We start from the raw sequence: 18,565 nt of genomic DNA, 5'->3' as shown, positions 1-18,565 counted from the left end.
AAAGATCCATTTGTAACTGTTTTTGTTTTTAAGATTTTTAATTTATATAAAACTTTGAAGGACTTATTTAAAACAGTCTCAAAATGAAACTATTTATCAACTGAATAAAAGTGTTCTAGCAATCATGATTTGTTGCTAGTAATGAAATAGATATTTCAAGGTTTTAAACAAAAACACAACTGAAAATTAACACTAAAAAACTAACAGGGGTTTAAAACTGTCGCTACAATTAAAACTATATTTGCTTTCACTAAAGTACAAAGCTTTAATTGAAGAAACGTACTATTAAATGTCTAATCAAAAAGTTGTAATTGTAACTTACAAACAATAAGACGCAATACAATAATTAAACAATCCATAATGAGAAAAATTGCCTTAGCTCTAACAATCTCTATTCTTACTCTTGTAGGATGTAAATCAAATGAAGAGAACTTAAAATTCACAGAAAAAGTTGAAAAATCACACCATAAAGCTGATTTTTTAGCTCAAGAAGCGGTGCAATTTAATCTTCAACTAGAGTTTGGAGGTACAGAAAGAATGGATGCAAAATTCACAATACTAACTAACTCTACTAAAGGAGTTATTGAGTATAAAAATGGTGCGAAAATTATTTTTGATCAAGCTAAGGTATCCTATTCTTCCACTATTCCAAATGAAGAATCAGTTCGATTTGATGCTTTTACCTGGGAATATTTTTTCCTTTTCCCTTATAAATTAAGTGATCCAGGAACAATATGGAATGAATACAATAATAAAGAAAAAGACGCTACAAATTACCTAACAGAAAAGCTAACATTTAAATCAGGAACTGGCGACGCACCAGACGATTGGTATGTAGTTTATACCGATAAAACGACCAATTTACTTGAAAGAGCAGCCTATATCGTTACGCTAAAAGCAGAGAAAGAAGAAGCAGAGAAAAATCCGCATGCAATTCAATATTTAGAATACAAAGACGTTGATGGCATCCCCATTGCCACTAAATGGATTTTCTGGGCATGGGAAGATGGAAAAGGACTAACCGATGAATTAGGACATGCAACACTAACCGATATCAAATTTGTTAAAGCAGACACTGATTATTTTGTACCTGAAACAGACTTTAAAACGAAATAGAACGTTTATGCTTTGACTTTAAACTAATTGGAGTTTTTATATAGTGTAATAATGTTATACTATAGATTCGATAAAGTTTTAAAACACTCTATTTTCTTAGACTATACTTAAAACATAATCGTATTAAATGCTTAACTTTAAGGCCAACCACGTCTATTTTTATTAAATACACAACGAAAAAATTCATTTTATATGGAACATATTGTCATTATAGGTAACGGAATTGCTGGAGTTACGCTTGCACGTCACATCCGAAAAAAATCAGATTCAAAAATTACTATTGTCTCTTCTGAAACTGAGTTTTTCTTTTCTCGAACCGCTTTGATGTACGTGTTCATGGGACATATGAAGTTTGAACACACGCAGTCCTACGAAAATGATTTTTGGAAAAAAAATAAGATTGATCTCGTTCAAGGATTGGTTACAGCAGTAATTCCTACTTCAAAAGAAATTCTGATAGAGAACAATGAAAAGATAGGTTATAATAAATTAGTGCTGGCAACAGGTTCAAAACCGAATAAATACGGATGGCCAGGACAAGATTTGCAAGGCGTTACCGGTCTCTATCACAAACAGGATTTAGAAGCTTTAGAGCGCTGGGCTCCTACCACTAAACGTGCTGTAATAGTAGGGGGTGGTTTAATTGGTATCGAATTAGCTGAAATGCTGCGTTCCCGTAATATCCCTGTCACTTTCCTAGTCCGTGAAAAAAGTTTTTGGGATGGAGTTTTGCCTATTGGCGAAAGCCAAATGATCAACCGCCATATTCTGGAACATCATATTGATTTAAGGTTAGAGACGAATTTGGTAGAAATTCTTTCGGACGAAAAAGGACATGCGAGAGCAGTCGTTACCGATAAAGGAGAGACTATCGATTGTGAAATTGTTGGTCTGACAGCAGGTGTCTCTCCTAATATTGAGTTCTTAAAAGACTCTGGAATTGAATTAGGAAAAGGAGTGAAAGTGAACCGTTTCTTAGAAACAAATATCGAGGATATTTATGCTATTGGGGACTGCGCTGAACAGCATGAAGCCATCGATTTACGCCGCCCGATAGAAGCCGTTTGGTATACGGGCCGGATGATGGGAGAAGTATTGTCACAAACACTAACTGGAACACCCACCGCTTATCAACCAGGACATTGGTTCAATTCGGCCAAGTTTTTAGATATTGAATACCAAAACTACGGATGGGTTTGGGCTAAAGCAAAAGAGGATGAGGAACAGTTTTACTGGGAACATCGCTCAGGTAAAAAAGCGATCCGTATTTCATTTGACAAAAAAGACCGTATTTTCTTAGGCATCAACACTTTTGGAATACGAATGCGCCATGAGTTTTTTGACAAAGTCCTAACAAATAAAGAAACCGTGGATTATGTCATTGATCATTTAGCAGCAGCTAATTTTGACCCCGAGTTTTTTACATCATATGAAAAAGAAATCCAACAACAATTTATTAACCAATTCGTTGGTGCAAAAACAATATAACATGAGCAAATCAATTGACAATATTTCCATCGCCTCTCATGAGAACATACAGATGGACGGCATCCAGAAATTAGGCATTACACTTGGATTACTCGGGCTGTCCATTATGACACTAGCCTTATTTAATGTCTCTTTCCCCAACAAAGGATTTTGGTTAGCAGGATCTATAGTATCCATTTTCACGGGTATTGTAGTATACGCTAATAGAACCTATCTCAACAAGCCCCAAGGAATAAAAAACAACGGTGTATGGCACAGAGACTTCACTAATCGAGGAAATTGGGCTTGGATGATGGGCATTATACTGACTACATTTTATATTGTTTTGTACTGGTATCCACAATACTTAGGATTGAATCAAGACGGTGGAAAAAGCACAGGAATTGTTGGCTTTTTTGATCCATTAAGTTATATTTTAAATGGTAAAGCCGCTAGCCAATGGTTTGTATATGGGACACTCTATACTATTGCCATTGTGGGTTTAGGCTACAAGTTTATTTTAAAATACCTTCATAATAAATACCAGTTGGTACGTACTCTTTCGGTGATGTTTTTTCAATTGGGTTTCGCTTTTTTGATTCCGGAAATATTAGAAAAATTGAATCCGGAGAAAGCTTATTTTGCTAAGGATCTAAAAAACATGTGGCCTCTTAATTATTATTTCTTCAATGAATGGCACTTAAAAAATATGTTTGAAGGCGGGAATTTAGGAATGTTCATGTTGTTTTTCGGAATAGCAATGATTTTCATCATCTCTCCTATTCTAACCTATTTCTATGGTAAACGTTGGTACTGTTCTTGGGTTTGTGGTTGCGGAGGTCTGGCAGAAACTGCCGGTGATAGTTATAGACATTTATCCAGTAAGACAGATACGTCTTGGAAAATTGAACGTTGGATGATCCACTCCGTATTAGTATTTTCATTTGTGATGACCATCGCCGTTATATTTTCTTTCTTATCCAATAATCCTGAAATGAGCTTTATTACCAAAGACCATTTTATTTGGGGAATTGTTGTTTTCCTTATCGTTTTTACAAGCGCCCTATATTTATTTAAACGCAAAGAATTAGATACAGATGCCATTTATACTATGCTTTCCTTAGTAGCAATTATTATCATTTCTTTGTTTATTAATTATTTTTCAGGGAATCAAAACATTCTTTTTATTGACAGTAATTCGTTGAGAGAATGGTATGGTTTTGCTATAGGTGCCGCTTTTAGTGGTGTTGTAGGCGTTGGCTTCTACCCAATTATGGGAAATCGTGTGTGGTGTCGTTTTGGCTGCCCTATGGCCGCTATATTGGGACTACAACAACGTTTACTATCAAAATTTAGAATTACAACTAATGGTGGTCAATGTATTTCTTGTGGAAATTGCTCCACATATTGCGAAATGGGAATTGACGTTCGTAGTTATGCTGAAAAAGGAGAAAACATCGTTCGTTCATCCTGTGTAGGTTGCGGTATCTGTGCGGCAGTATGTCCTAGAGGAGTATTAAAATTAGAAAATGACACACCGGCAGGGCGAATTAATTCGAATGAAATTTTATTAGGAAATGATGTGAATTTGATGGATTTACTGAACAATAAATAGAATGAAAAAAGCAATTTACATACTGATTATATTTACTTTTTTTCAAGCGTCCGCTCAAAGAAATTATACTAAAACCTATTTCAAAAACGGACAATTACAAGCGGAAGGATGGTTGAGCAAAAAACAGAAAGTAGATTACTGGTTTTATTATTATGAAAATGGATATAAAAAAGAAGAAGGCCATTATGAAGCCAATAAAAAATGCAAGTGGTGGGTTTTTTACGAATCAAATAAGGAAATTAATAAAAAAAGTGAGTTTGAAGACGATCAATTAAACGGCTTTTCTTTATTTTACAAAAAAAATAAAATTATCAGAGCTGAAAAATATTCTATGGGTAAAAAAATAAAAGAATGGAATTCGATAAGTGAATTTAAAAAAGACAATACCGTAAACTTCTAATGAGCAACATACAAGTAATTATTCCCGCTTATAACGAAGAAAGAGCTATTGCCAATGTTATTAAGGAAATTCCAAATACAGTTAGTGAAATTATTGTCATCAGTAATAATTCGACCGATAACACAATTAAAGTAGCTACAACAGCTGGTGCCACCGTACTTTCAGAGAACAGGAAAGGGTATGGCTATGCGTGCTTAAAAGGAATGGAATACATTTCGAACCAAGAAATAAAACCCGATATTGTAGTGTTTTTAGATGGAGATTATTCTGATTACCCTCATGAATTAACTCAGATTATTGCTCCCATACTTGATGATAATATTGATTTTGTTGTTGGATCCAGAGTGGCTCGTTTAAGAGAAAAACATTCGATGACGCCGCAACAAATTTTCGGGAACTGGCTTGCAACAACTTTAATGAAAACCTTCTTTAATGCTACATTTACAGATTTGGGACCTTTTAGAGCTATTAAATATGAAAAGTTGGTCGCTTTAAATATGGAAGACAAAACCTATGGATGGACTGTAGAAATGCAGCTTAAGGTTTTAAAACAAAAAATGTCCTATGTCGAAATTCCTGTTCGCTATAAAAACAGGATAGGAGTTTCAAAAGTGTCAGGAACTGTAAAAGGAAGTATTATGGCAGGAGTAAAAATAATAGGGTGGATTTTTAAATACACCTTTAAATAAAATACCTTACAAAGGATAAAACAATAACATGCTACAACTTTCTTATATCATCGTAATCCTATATAGCATTTCGATTTTGCTTTTATTTTTTTACAGTTTAGCCCACTTTAACTTACTACTAAACTATTTAAAAAGTAAAAAGAGTACCGATCAATCGCTACAATATGACCTTTCTAAGGCCGATGAAATTCCCTATGTAACCATACAACTTCCCATTTATAATGAAAAATATGTAGTAGAGCGCTTATTGACGACCATCGCACAAATGGACTATCCAAAACACCTATTGGAAATTCAAGTTCTTGATGATAGTACTGATGAAAGTGTATTGGAAACGGAAGGCTTGATTCATAAAATCGCTAAGTCAGGAATGGATATAAAGCATATTAGACGTAGCAATAGAACGGGTTATAAGGCAGGCGCCCTGAAGGAAGGTTTGCTTAGCGCCAAAGGAGAATTCATCGCTATTTTTGATGCTGATTTTGTTCCTCAAAAAGACTGGCTCTATAAAACCATCCCTTATTTTAGAGATCCAAAAATTGGGGTTGTTCAAACCCGTTGGGGACACCTGAACCGTAATTATTCTACATTAACAAAAATTCAGGCTTTTGCCTTAGATGCCCACTTCACTTTAGAACAAGTAGGACGAAATTCAAAATTGCATTTTATCAATTTTAACGGAACCGCCGGAGTATGGAGGAAGCAATGTATCCTAGATGCGGGAAACTGGGAAAGCGATACCCTAACTGAGGACTTAGATTTAAGTTATCGTGCTCAGTTAAAAAACTGGGAATTCAAATATCTAGAAAATGTGGTTACCCCTGCTGAATTACCCGCTATTATTAGTGCTACGAGGTCTCAACAGTTTAGATGGAATAAAGGAGGCGCCGAAAATTTCAGTAAGAATGCCGCTCGCGTACTGCAATCAAAATCTATTGGGTTGAAGACTAAAGCCCATGGAATGTTACATTTATTGAATAGTACCATGTTCTTGGCGATTTTTACGATGGCCATATTAAGTGTCCCTATGTTGTACATCAAAAATGAGTTTGCCGAATTTGAGAAAGTATTTGACTTATTAATCTTTTTTGTCATCACTTCCATCCTCTTTTTTATTAGTTACTGGGCGACCTTCAAAAGTATTCATGGAGGAGGCTTCAAGAATTTTCTAAAATACATTACTTTATTTGTCACATTTTACACCATTGCAATGGGGTTTTCATTTCACAACACCATAGCTGTCTTGGAAGGTTTGTGGGGTAAGAAAAGTGAATTCGTACGTACTCCAAAATTGAATATTGAAGGACTTAAAGAAAAATGGAAACAGAATAGTTACCTTTCCAAGACTATTTCAAAAAACATAATTGTTGAAGGAGTATTAATCCTTTACTTTATTTTTGCAATGTATAGTGCTTTTCTATTGAATGACTACAGCTTAATCGCTTTGCATTTAATGCTGTTCATCGGTTTTAGCTTTGTATTTGTTAAATCAATCCAGATAAATAATTGATTTCAAGCTCTTTAAATACGGTTAAGTCCTATAGCTTTCTTTTATTGAGTACGGTGGTTTATGGATATATAGGATATTTTTTAAAACGCGACGACTTCCTGTGTTTACTGATTTCTTACAGCTTTTTGTTTGTCTCATTTTATCAAATTGTAAAACTACAAAAAGATAACCTACCTTTTCTAATTGGCGCCGCACTGCTATTTCGCTTACTATTCCTGGTTGCCTTGCCTAATTTATCTCAAGATTATTTTCGGTTTATATGGGATGGTCATCTTATTCTTGACAATATAAATCCTTATTTGCAGCTGCCAAAAGACCTGCTTGACCAAAGCAACTTTCTGATTCCAAATGAGAATGATTTGTATAACGGGATGGGAAGTTTGAGCGCCGGACATTACTCCAATTATCCTCCGGTCAACCAATTCTTCTTTGCTGTTGCCGCCTTTTTCAGTCAGCAATCCATACTTGGGGCAGCAATAGGCATGCGACTGATTATTATTGCTGCAGATATTGGAACTTTTTATTTTGGCGGTAAATTATTGGCCAATTTAGGAATGAAAAAACATCGTATTTTCTGGTATTTACTCAATCCATTAGTACTTATTGAACTTACTGGAAATTTACATTTTGAAGGGGTCATGCTTTTCTTTTTTGTGTGGGGAATGTACTTGTTACAACAACGTAAATGGCAATTGTCTGCACTATTAATAGCATTGTCCATTTCTGTTAAATTATTGCCACTATTGATCTTGCCCCTTTTTTTAAGAAATTTAGGTTGGAAAAAAGCTATTCCCTTTTATACTATTGTTATTGGAGTTACTGTATTGCTTTTTGTCCCCTTTCTTTCGAAAGAATTAATTCAGAATTACAGTGAAACCATAGGACTGTGGTTTACTAATTTTGAATTCAACGCCAGTATTTATTACATCATCCGTCAGATTGGCTTTTGGATTACTGGCTACAACATCATCCATATAACTGGAAAGATCATCCCAGTATTCATTTTACTTTTCGTCTTATATCAATCCTTTTACGCAAAAAATAAAACAATAATTGATTTATTCCATAGTTTTCTTATCGTTTTAACATTGTATTTTCTAAGTTCAACTACAGTACATCCCTGGTATATAATCAATCTCATTCTTATAGGAGTATTCACAAAATACAAATTTCCAATTGTCTGGAGTTTAGTAGTCATTTTGAGTTACAGCGCTTACGTAAACCCCGAATTCAAAGAGAACTTCTGGCTTATCAGTTTAGAATATTTTACAGTATTCGCTTTTTTAATTTATGAAAAGCGTAATTATTTTTCCTCCAAAAAACAGTATATTTGATACACGTATACAAATGATTATCAAATAGATGTATTTAACGATAGAAAACATAAAATAATTTTAGAGAACTAGGCCAATCAATTTCGTGAGGACCTTTCTTATGATACTTGCTATAAAACATCTTCAAAAAACAGCATTTGCACTTCTTATTTTTAAAAGAAAAAGTGCATTAATAGATACATAAAATAATTTGAAAAACTTTAATTTAAAAAAGATGAAGTTCAAAACAACAATTATTTGTACCATTGCCGCCCTCTGTATTGCGGCTTGTGGTAAATCTCAAAAAATAGATCTGGTTGATAAAAGAGAAATAACACAAGACTTTAAAAAGTATTGGTTTAACGGTGAGGCTGAATTATCAAGTTTCCAACTTACACAGGCCCGCTATGGAGAATTACGTGAAGGAAAAGCGGTTATGATTTTTGTAACCGAACCTTTTTCTACAACGAAGTTAGTTAAAGTAGATCAGCCAACAGAAAAAGATATTTCTGTTCTAAAACTTAACTTTACTAAGAATTTCATAACGGGAATTTATCCCTACTCGATGATGACCAGTTCTTTTTTACCTATTTATGAAAATCAGCATGCCCTAAAAATAACAACAAGTATTCAAGAATGGTGCGGACAGGTGTTTGTGCAACTCGAAAATCGAGATGTCTTTGAGGTTCAATTACATTCTTATTTCGAAAATGAAGGGGAGCAAAAACTGACACTTCCAAAGGAGGATCTTGAAGACGAAATTTGGTCACTAATCAGAATGAGTCCTGAAAAATTACCAATTGGAGAATTAAAGATGCTGCCCTCTTTTTTCTATCTGCGCTTGACGCATCAAAAAATGGAATTCCATAATGTGATAGCGTCACTTGAAAAGCAACAAAATGACACCTCTTGCTACACCCTAGACTACAAGAGGTTGAACAGAAAATTAAAAATTTATTTTGAAAATAAATTTCCATATCGCATTGTGAAATTCGAAGAATCTTATCCTGATGGTTTTGAAGCAAAACAAATACTGACTACCACAGGACTTCTTATTAATAGTATCCGAAGTCCATATTGGCAAAAAAATGGAGTAATTGATGCCCATTTGCGTAAAGAAATGGGGCTCTAAACATTGCACAATACCCAAAGTAGCTAATCTATTTACTAAAAAAGCCTAAATTTATAATATAAAAAATATTGTAAATTACTGAATAAGCAACATTTAATATTGAAACCGATTTTTTGATTGGTGTTTAATCTTATTTTGATTGGTATTTTCATACCCTATAAATACCTTTTATTATGGAGTTACACAATAATACTAAGCTATAGCGTCTATTCAAAGACCGAGTTTTCCGAAAATTTATGGTTACTTGTTATCTGACATTTAACGGTTATACTTTTCTTTTTTTGTGAAAAAAGTAAGATTTTAGGGGATGAAAAAAGAGTATATTTGGATCTTTAAAACAAAAGCCAAAATTCATGGAGTTGATTAAAGAAAATGCAAAATCCGTTTTAGAGCAATGGGTCAATCAATTTAGTGATGAACTCTATTCTTGGGCATTTTTTAAAACTTCCTCCAAAGAAATTGCGGAGGATCTGGTACAGGACACTTTTCTAGCTGCATTTCATAAAATAGATAGTTTCCAAGGTAAAAGTCAGCCTAAGACCTGGTTGTTTTCAATACTCAACAATAAAGTGATTGATTATTACCGATTGAGTGCGCGCACCACTAAGAAAAACTTAAGTTTGACCGAAAATAGTGGTTATGAACTTTCTGATGGACTTTTCAATAGTTACGGATGCTGGAAAAATAATGATATCAATATCGTTTGGGATCAAGAACAGGAATTACTAGACAATCCTGATTTTAATATGGTCATGCAAGAGTGTATGAATGACCTACCACAAAAATGGAAACTAGCCGTAACATCGAAATACTTAAGCGATAAAAAAACAGAAGCTATTTGTCAGGAATTAGAAATTACTACGTCTAATTATTGGCAGATTGTTCATAGATCCAAGCTGCTATTAAAAAAATGTCTGGAATTAAAATGGGTTTAATCAAACTTTAATATTCGAAGAAAATGAATACAGTGATGAGAATATTGTTGAGACCCTGTAAAAAGACAACAGAGTTAATAGACAAGAAAATGTTTACTCCTTTAACGTTAAAAGAAAAGATACAATTACAGGCTCATAAAGCCATGTGTCAAACTTGTAATGCTTATGAAACCCAATCCAAATTAATAGATGCCCTCATAGGAAAATGGTTTGCAGCAGACTCCAACAAAAAAACCTCCAAATTAGACGAGGAGAAAAAAAATAAAATTATTGAAGAAATTAAAAAGAGCTAGTCTGACTTAATTTATCAGGAATCAGTACTAAACGTTTCTATACTTGTATTAAAAACCAGTACAGAAAAACATGAAAATGATTACAGCTTTATTTTGTAAAAAAATCCTCTTATACTGGGCTTTTTGATCAATTTAATGGAATACTTACCTTTCGAACACATCAATATTATTAGTTTACAAGTTTTATTAGAACAAGGAAATTGGGCATCACTTTCATTTATTTTAGAAATTAATTCTATCCAACACCTTTTCTTAAAACAACAAATAAAGTGGCTGGCTCGTCTATCAAGAAAAATTATTGCACTTAATTGACGTTTTTACTGTTCTGTTCCTTTTTACTATTGCGCTCTATTTCATGACTAATATAGCTAATGATAAAAACATCAGTCTATCTCTTTTTAAACTGGCACAATACCCATTTCTATTAACCGCATTTTTGAATCTTTTAAATTTTATCCAATGGTCGTATTGGTTGGAGGCTTATATCTATCTTTTTAGGACTGCCTAATTTGATAGCCAAAACAGTACTAACGGCATATTCATTTTAGGAGCTATAATGGGAACTAGCTTAGGCATGTTTCTTTTTGCCCATATTAGCCAATTTTTAATTGCAACAAATCAGATAAAAATAAGCGCCTACCTTCATCCCGTTTTTATAATTCTATTCTTATTTTTTGCTGTTGTACAAACGGTGAAATTTATTTTAAAAAATAATTTATCACTCACTGTAAAAACTAGAATACGATTGTAAAGCTATTACCCAACTAGAAGACAAAACCATGAAAAAATACGATATTATATTGATTAGAGCAGGATCTGGCGGTCTAAGTGTAGGGCACTTTATAATTAAAGCTAGATTTAAAGTTTTAATGGTTTCAAAGACAGCTAAAGCAATTGGCGGTGAATGTCTCAATGACGGCTGTGTTCCCAGCAAAGCCCTTCTCCATCTTGCATGAATGGTTCATAACGGACGTAAAGCATCCAAGCTAGGTCTGACAATTACTACTGAAGTTGACACGCACAAACTACATCAGTACATCTATGATAATCAAGAAAAAATAAGGGAATATGAAAACCAAAGTTATTTTGAAAAGTAAGGATTTGATATTGCTATAGGAAGTGCTCGATTTGTGAGTTCGAATGATGTCGCTGTAGATGGAAAAAAACATACTACCAAAAAAATCGTAATTGTCACTGGATCTCGTCCGAAAACGTTAGAGTTATATATTAATAAAGGAAACTAGTTTAGAAAAGAAACTATTTTAGGGGGGAAGCATTTTAGCTCCAAAAGCAGGAGAACTAATTCAAGAATTGATAGTAGCCAATACCGCAAGACTATCTATCAATACCATAGTCAATAAAGCATATCCTTATCCTGTAGCTACAAGGGTCAATCAAAAAATTATCGCAGAGCACAAGCAAAAAATTTTAAGTGAAAAAGTTAAACAAGTATTACGTTTTGCTTTTAAAATATTTAGTTAAAAAAGCTAACACAAGCAAATAAAATCTTAAATTACTGATCCTTAACTTCTAACATTAAATAAAATATGGCTGAAGCACTCTATTTTATGCCCGATATAAGTGGCTTTTCAAATTTCGTAAATGATACAGAAATAGAGCATAGCATTCATATAATAGCTGAATTGCTAGAACTTTTACTTGACAACAATCCCCTCGAGCTTCAGCTCGTAGAAATCGAAGGTGATGCCTTGTTCATGTTCAGCACAAAGATTCCCAGCTATGAAGAGTTGATGCAACAGACAGAAACAATGCTGGAAGAATTTCATAGACACACAAAAGAGTATGATACTAAACGAATTTGTACTTGCGGCTCCTGTAAAACTACCATCGATTTAGACCTTAAATTTTTAGTTCATTATGGCGAACTAACGATGATAAAAGTCAAAAATATCATTAAACCTTATGGAATAGAAGTTATACAAATCCATCGATTACTAAAAAACCAAGTACCTGTTCAGGAATATATTTTATTTACCGAGAACATGTATAAGCTCTATCAGGAAAATATGATAGAAAGTTGGACAAAAAAAACAGAGATATATGATTTGCAAAATTTAAATTATTTCTACAAAATTTTAGATAATATCAAGCTCAAAGTAGAAGAAGAATCGCAGAAAGAAGAGGAAAAAAACGAGGACATTACCATTCCTGATTTTATAATAAATAGAACGTTTAATGCCAACATACAAAAGATTCACCGGTACTTAAGTGAGTTAAAATACCGTCATATCTGGGATCAAGAAGTTATGCGAGTTGATTTTGACAAAAACGAAGTCAATCGTGTGGGCACAGAGCACAATTGTGTTTTAAAGCTAGGGACTTTAAAATTTGAAACAATTAGCAGACCTTCGAAAGATAGCTTGATTTATGGTGAAAAAACTGATGAAATTATCTTTCTTAAAAAATTCTATTACCTCGTGAAATTACACTCCCTAGACTTCAATACCACTGAAGTTAGTCTAAGCCTGTATCTAGAATATACATTCCTCGGCCGTTTATTGAAACGTGGTATTTTAAAAAAAATTACAAAAATGTGGCAAAACAAATTAGAATCCTTGCACCGAGTTACAAAGAGTATTATTTCAGAATAATATTATTTTAGGTACATATCCTATGGACTTACTAAATTCAGATCTTTTTTCCAAAACCTGAAAAATATCTTAAATTATGTATAGAAATTAGTATCCCCTTTTTTAATACGTAACTTTACTTTTATGAAAAAAACCTATTTTATACTAGCCGCATCTTTACTAATAATCGGTAGTGGATATTCTTTTTATCATTTCAATACTTTGACTGAAATCCCTTACGTAGCTAAATTAGAATACAAAGGAATGAACTTGGTCGCACCGATCAAGGAATTAAAAAACACCACTTTTGAGGAATTGAAAGCGTATCATATTAATTCAATATCTTTAATTCCCTACGCTTTTGTTGACATAGAAAATGCCTCTGTACACTATAATAACAAAAGACAATGGTGGGGCGAACGAACAGAAGGAATTATCGCTAGTAATCAAATAGCCCATGATTATAAAATGACCGTAATGCTTAAACCCCACCTATGGGTAAATCATGGATTTTATACAGGTAATTTGGATTTTTCAACTGACGCCGAATGGAAGAAATGGGAATCTGATTATGAGAAGTATATTCTTGATTTTGCCCAATTAGCACAACAAGAGAAAATAGAACTCTTTTGTTTCGGAACAGAATTAGGGAATTCAGTGGCTAAAAGGCCCGAATATTGGATGCAATTAATTCGAAAAATAAAGAAAGTATACACAGGAAAACTAACCTATGCAGCCAACTGGGATGATTTTGATAAAGTTCCTTTTTGGAAAGAGTTGGATTACATCGGGATTGATGCCTATTTCCCATTGTCTGACACCACAACACCATCGGTGCTGGAACTTAATGATGCTTGGCAGCAACACATTAAAAAAATAGAAAAACTTCAAGCGAAAACGAACAAGAAAATACTCTTTACAGAGTTTGGCTACCGCAACTCAGATCAGGCGGCAAAAGAGCCGTGGACAGAAAGTGAAAACACCATTAATAATCTGGCGCAAGCCAATGCGTATGAATCCTTATTTCAGACATTAACTCAAAAAAAATGGTTTGCTGGAGGATTTGCCTGGAAATGGTATGCTGATGATTATTACAAACGTGAAAAAAATAGTGTTGATTACACTCCGCAGGAAAAACCTGCCCTTGAAACTATTAAAAAATGGTACCAATAATTTAAAAAGAAGAAAATGACCATACAAAAAACTAAGCCTGTACTTATCTTCGATGTAAATGAAACTTTACTCGACATGACTCCCTTAAAAACGTCGGTTAATGCACTACTTGATAATGAGCAGGGATTCCGAATCTGGTTTGGCATGTTATTGCACTACTCCACTGTATCGAATAGTATCAATGAGTATCATGACTTTGGTACAATTGCGGGAGCTACATTAACTATGGCAGCCACTTCAATGAATAAAAAAGTAAACGAAGATGAAATTAAAGAAGCACTTTCGACAATTAAAACATTACAAGCGTATCCAGATGTTGAAAAAGGTTTGCAGCTCTTAAAGGATAATGGTTTTAGATTGGCGACATTGACCAATTCTCCCCCTCATGCGCTTAAGCAACAATTAATCAATTCAAATTTGACCCTTTATTTTGAACAGGCATTGAGCATTGATAGTCTTAAAAAATACAAACCAGCTGCAGAAACCTATTTATGGGCAGCAAAAGAACTAGCGGTAAAACCCGAGGAAATGCTAATGATTGCAGCACACGGTTGGGATTTAGCAGGTGCATCACATGCTGGTTTGGCGACTTGCTTTATTGCCCGTGAAGGGCAGTCATTGTACACTTTATCCAGCAAGCCTGATTTTGAAGCTAATGATATTTTAGCAATCGCAGAACAATTGGTTGCTGCTTATAACTAATAGCTTATCATTATAAAACCAAAAAAGGGCGTATGTTTCAATTGAAACAAACGCCCTTTTTTGGAACTAAATAATTAACCTCTATTTATTTTGACTCTTTGAATAGCATGGCTGCAGAATTCATGCAGTATCTTAATCCTGTAGGATTAGGACCATCATCAAAAAGATGACCTAAATGTCCGTCACAACGAGCACAAACTATTTCTCCTCGAACCATTCCAAGGCTGTTATCCACAACTTCCTTTACTCTATTCTTATTTAAAGGAGCATAAAAACTAGGCCATCCCGTTCCTGAGTTAAATTTTGTTTCAGAAGAAAACAAAGGCAACTTACAGGCCCCGCAAAAATAATGTCCCTTTTTATGGTTGTCATTAAATTCATTTTGGAAAGGGCGTTCCGTTCCCTGCTTTCTAAGAATATAATATTGATTCTCTGTTAACACTTTTTCCCATTCGGCGTCCGTTTTCACCACTTTTGTCAAAGAAGTATCAGTCAATGATAATTCTTGCTGTTGTACAGCATTTGGCTCAAGCTGTGTGATGTCTTTATCTTTCTTATTGGCTTGTATACAGGCCATAAAACTAAAGGCAATTAGCGGCAATGCCAGCAGTTGTTGGTATATTTTCATGATTGTTACGATTTAGATTTTAACTTTCCTTTGTATGTTTTTTTAAACTTGTTGTATCGCGGTACTGAAACACCTTTCACATAGGGCTGATTGGGATTATTTTTCACATAATCTTGGTGGTAATCCTCTGCTTCATAAAAGTCAGTTAAAGGTTTTACCTCCGTTACAATAGTAGTCGCAAATACTTTATTGGCGGTGAGCTCTTTAATTTTATCCTCAATAATTTTTTTCTCTTCCCCATTTTTATAAAAAGCAATAGAACGGTAAGAAGAACCTCTGTCTGGCCCTTGCTGATTGGGAGTTGTTGGGTCTTGTGACGCGAAAAACACATTCACTAATTCCTTAAAAGAAATAACCTTAGGATCATAATAAACGGCAATAGATTCAGCATGACCGGTGCTGTTAGAACCTACCTGTTCGTAAGAAGGGTTTTTAGTTGTCCCTCCAGAGTATCCTGAAATAACCTCATCTACACCTACTACTGCTTCAAATACGTGTTCACTGCACCAAAAACAACCCTCGGCAAAAACAGCGATTGCTTTTCCTTTTTTCGGTTCTAAAGATAACTTTTTAGTTTGCGCGTTGGAATTACAACTCAAAATTGTAAACAACGTCAGTGCATAAGCTGCTAATTTAATTTTCATAATAGTAATGATTTTGTACCAATATACGACAGTTTAGCTATCGTGGTTTTTAAACAAATCTTAAAACTTTGTTAGATTTAGAATATCATCCCTTAGTAATGGAATTTCCCAATTTACTGCATCCATTAACTTTAAAAATGCAAATTAAAAGCAACTAGTTTTTTACGCTCAACGTCTCCAAAATCTTTTCCTCAAATCCTTGTAACGCTCTTATGGCATAATCCACTTTCTTCTTTGACTTAAATTTATAAGAAACCTCCAGAAAATTTTTATAGAGAACTGTAGGTTGCACTTTTATTGCATCATTTTTTTTATAATTTACTTTAATGGGAATGTCTTTGTAATACGTGAAATATTCTGGATGAGTGATTACGCCTAGCGTAGAACAGTCAAAAGGAATAAATCCTCTAACACCAAAATACTTCTCGTTCTTCTCCATCCAAGGCTGAACTACATCAAACAACCATTTATCAGCTTCCTCATTTTGATCTAAACTAGCCAAATCAATATTCCCAATAAATGTGTAAGAACTTGGCTCATATCCCGCAAAAACAAGCGGTATGGAAGAATGCAAAACCACATCCATCGATTTATAATCAAATTCATAGTTATAGTCAAACACGTTTAATTTTCCGTTTCCTGGATTAAACAGTAATCCTGGCGTTCTTGCTGCACAGATTGAAATTTTTTCAATTTGCGGAATAATATCAGGATGGTTCTGGATCAAGGTCGCAATATTAGTCATCGGACCTAAAGCTAATATTGTCAGTTTTTCTTTCTTTAAAGCCTGATACAATGCACGAGTTCCGTCATTTTCAACGCCTAAATCATCCGCATTTGGCGACCCCTTATACACAGGAATTACCGTGCCTTTATGATGCCATTTTAAGATTTTATTTATAACATCATAGCTATAATCGACATACGTAATTGAGCTAATTCCTACAATCTCGATTTGAGGTTGCTTCAAAGCCATAATTAATGTGATTCCATCATCCACTTCGCGTGGGGTTTTGTCTGGCATACCAATCATAAGATCGGTATCAAACCATACTTTGGTCTGTGCCTGCAATGATCCTGTAAGCAGTACCATAAAAAGCAATGTTTTAATCTTCATAATGTGTTTTTTTGATTTTTTTTTATCGCAGATTTATATATTTTTTTCTAAATTATTGTCATCATTTCAGTTCTTACCGTACTTATCTAATCAAAAAATTAGATTTAAATCAATTATTCTAAAATTAAATCTCGAGCAAACGATAGTAAATTTTCTTTAGTTTTCAAATCCATTTTTAATGGCAATTGCGCTAGCCCTATTAATCTACGAATGATTTCAGCACCTATAAAACCATTTAAAATAGTTGGATTCAGCTCTTCAAAAGAAACGTATTGCTCTTTAATTAAATTGATTGTACTTTCTTTCTGTTGCGTAAGATACATGTGCGCGAAAAGTACGCCCAAGTCAAATTCGCGTAAGCCATAAAAACAAAATTCTGGATCGATTACCTTAATTCCGTCCGCCGTTTTCAACCAGCTTCCAGGGTAGTAATCGCCGTGCAATAAATACTTGCCTTTGGACAAATACAGCGATCCTAATCGCTCAATATTTTTCTTTAATTCCACATCTTTTCTATAAGGCAAAGCTAACTTCTGCAAACCATCCTGAATTTCATCAAGATTAAACCCATTTTCTTCTTTAAAAGGGTATTCAAAAATATGCTCATAGTTTAATGTTCGCAGTTCCGTGTTTGCTAACTCATCATCAACAATGGTCTTCTGAAATTCTTGGTGTATACCACTCAAATAACCTACTAGCTGATTGAGTTCGTCTTCTTGTAATTTCCTCTTTACATCATATAAAATAGTAAAATCATTGGCTTTCCCTAAATCTTCCAATGCGATAATATTGTTGGGCCCATCAATCCCTAAAAGCTTTGGCATGATTTGCTGTACAGTATCTGCCTTAGCAATTTTTTGATAAAAAGCACCTTCGGTCAGTACGCGCGCAGCAGGAGCCAAAACCTGAGGGTACTTCTCGACATAACCTCTGGACTGTTTCACAATAAAGGAACGCGCAGTCGTCTCAACACGCAGCACATAATTCATATTTCCCTCTCCCGGTTTAGACAATGAAACAATCGTTTCCTGGTCATCAAGCCATTTCAGTTGCTGTAAATAAGTAGCCAATTCTTTTGGCTCATTTGCATTTAGTATAAACATATTTCTCATTTTATTTGGGCGTTACCACAAGGGTCAGGCTATCCGTTATATCACCGATAAATAAAAACTACGGCTAAAAATCCTTGTTTTCTAAATCAGGAGATACACCTACTATCCCTAACGCAAATTAAAAACAT

17 protein-coding genes are annotated in these 18,565 nt (G+C 34.1%); 13 read left to right on the top strand and 4 right to left on the bottom strand.

All coding sequences use genetic code 11. From position 1 onward, the window contains the following. Window positions 1-360 precede the first annotated feature (360 nt). From CXF59_RS01525 to CXF59_RS01465, 13 genes are all read left to right on the top strand, one after another. On the top strand, window positions 361-1,116 hold the full coding sequence (locus tag CXF59_RS01525; protein ID WP_101135956.1) for a hypothetical protein: 756 nt from the start codon (window positions 361-363) through the stop codon (window positions 1,114-1,116). A gap of 192 nt (window positions 1,117-1,308) precedes the next feature. Next, entirely contained in the window at window positions 1,309-2,604 is a 1,296-nt protein-coding gene (locus CXF59_RS01520; RefSeq protein ID WP_101135955.1) for an NAD(P)/FAD-dependent oxidoreductase, read from the top strand. A gap of 1 nt (window position 2,605) precedes the next feature. Further along, the gene (locus CXF59_RS01515) at window positions 2,606-4,198 is read left to right on the top strand and encodes a 4Fe-4S dicluster domain-containing protein (protein WP_101136120.1); all 1,593 of its coding nucleotides are present in this window, start codon (window positions 2,606-2,608) and stop codon (window positions 4,196-4,198) included. 1 nt (window position 4,199) lies between these two features. Further along, window positions 4,200-4,598: a hypothetical protein gene (locus CXF59_RS01510; protein WP_101135954.1), complete on the top strand. Its 399-nt coding sequence runs from the start codon at window positions 4,200-4,202 to the stop codon at window positions 4,596-4,598. Next, complete coding sequence (locus CXF59_RS01505; protein ID WP_101135953.1) at window positions 4,598-5,287, top strand: glycosyltransferase family 2 protein; 690 nt, start codon at window positions 4,598-4,600, stop codon at window positions 5,285-5,287. Before CXF59_RS01510 ends, CXF59_RS01505 begins: the two co-directional genes overlap by 1 nt. 28 nt (window positions 5,288-5,315) lie before the next feature. Further along, window positions 5,316-6,797, top strand: coding sequence for a cellulose synthase family protein (locus CXF59_RS01500; protein WP_101135952.1), 1,482 nt, complete (start codon window positions 5,316-5,318; stop codon window positions 6,795-6,797). Further along, window positions 6,794-8,131 (top strand): glycosyltransferase 87 family protein, encoded by a 1,338-nt coding sequence (locus CXF59_RS01495; protein ID WP_101135951.1) that lies wholly within the window; start codon window positions 6,794-6,796, stop codon window positions 8,129-8,131. The genes CXF59_RS01500 and CXF59_RS01495 overlap by 4 nt, the downstream gene beginning before the upstream one ends. Before the next feature lie 214 nt (window positions 8,132-8,345). After that, window positions 8,346-9,242, top strand: a complete 897-nt coding sequence (locus CXF59_RS01490) for a septum formation inhibitor Maf (protein ID WP_101135950.1) — start codon at window positions 8,346-8,348, stop codon at window positions 9,240-9,242. 353 nt (window positions 9,243-9,595) lie between these two features. Beyond that, a complete protein-coding gene (locus CXF59_RS01485) occupies window positions 9,596-10,177 on the top strand; it encodes a sigma-70 family RNA polymerase sigma factor (RefSeq protein ID WP_101135949.1) in 582 nt (193 codons plus the stop codon). A gap of 89 nt (window positions 10,178-10,266) precedes the next feature. Next, window positions 10,267-10,470 (top strand): hypothetical protein, encoded by a 204-nt coding sequence (locus CXF59_RS01480; protein WP_157824497.1) that lies wholly within the window; start codon window positions 10,267-10,269, stop codon window positions 10,468-10,470. 1,547 nt (window positions 10,471-12,017) lie between these two features. Then, window positions 12,018-13,082, top strand: a complete 1,065-nt coding sequence (locus tag CXF59_RS01475) for a DUF2652 domain-containing protein (RefSeq protein WP_101135947.1) — start codon at window positions 12,018-12,020, stop codon at window positions 13,080-13,082. A 123-nt stretch (window positions 13,083-13,205) separates the two neighbouring features. Next, entirely contained in the window at window positions 13,206-14,234 is a 1,029-nt protein-coding gene (locus CXF59_RS01470) for a hypothetical protein (RefSeq protein ID WP_101135946.1), read from the top strand. 15 nt (window positions 14,235-14,249) lie between these two features. Then, on the top strand, window positions 14,250-14,936 hold the full coding sequence (locus CXF59_RS01465) for a haloacid dehalogenase type II (RefSeq protein ID WP_101135945.1): 687 nt from the start codon (window positions 14,250-14,252) through the stop codon (window positions 14,934-14,936). Between the two features lie 85 nt (window positions 14,937-15,021). Here the strand turns inward: CXF59_RS01465 and msrB are convergent, their stop codons facing one another. From msrB to CXF59_RS01445, 4 genes are all read right to left on the bottom strand, one after another. Beyond that, a complete protein-coding gene (gene msrB, locus CXF59_RS01460) occupies window positions 15,022-15,564 on the bottom strand; it encodes a peptide-methionine (R)-S-oxide reductase MsrB (RefSeq protein WP_232758563.1) in 543 nt (180 codons plus the stop codon). 5 nt (window positions 15,565-15,569) lie between these two features. Continuing rightward, window positions 15,570-16,208, bottom strand: coding sequence for a peptide-methionine (S)-S-oxide reductase MsrA (gene msrA, locus CXF59_RS01455; protein ID WP_101135944.1), 639 nt, complete (start codon window positions 16,206-16,208; stop codon window positions 15,570-15,572). Between the two features lie 154 nt (window positions 16,209-16,362). Next, window positions 16,363-17,325 carry a nucleoside hydrolase gene (locus CXF59_RS01450; protein WP_101135943.1) on the bottom strand — a complete coding sequence of 321 codons (963 nt, stop codon included), beginning with the start codon at window positions 17,323-17,325 and terminating at the stop codon, window positions 16,363-16,365. 113 nt (window positions 17,326-17,438) lie between these two features. Beyond that, complete coding sequence (locus tag CXF59_RS01445; RefSeq protein WP_101135942.1) at window positions 17,439-18,428, bottom strand: phosphotransferase; 990 nt, start codon at window positions 18,426-18,428, stop codon at window positions 17,439-17,441. Between the last annotated feature and the right edge of the window lie 137 nt (window positions 18,429-18,565).

The organism is Flavobacterium sp. ALD4, assembly GCF_002836475.1.
Taxonomy (GTDB): domain Bacteria; phylum Bacteroidota; class Bacteroidia; order Flavobacteriales; family Flavobacteriaceae; genus Flavobacterium.
Note: the sequence above shows the minus strand (reverse complement) of the source record. Positions and strands in the feature narration are given on the sequence as shown.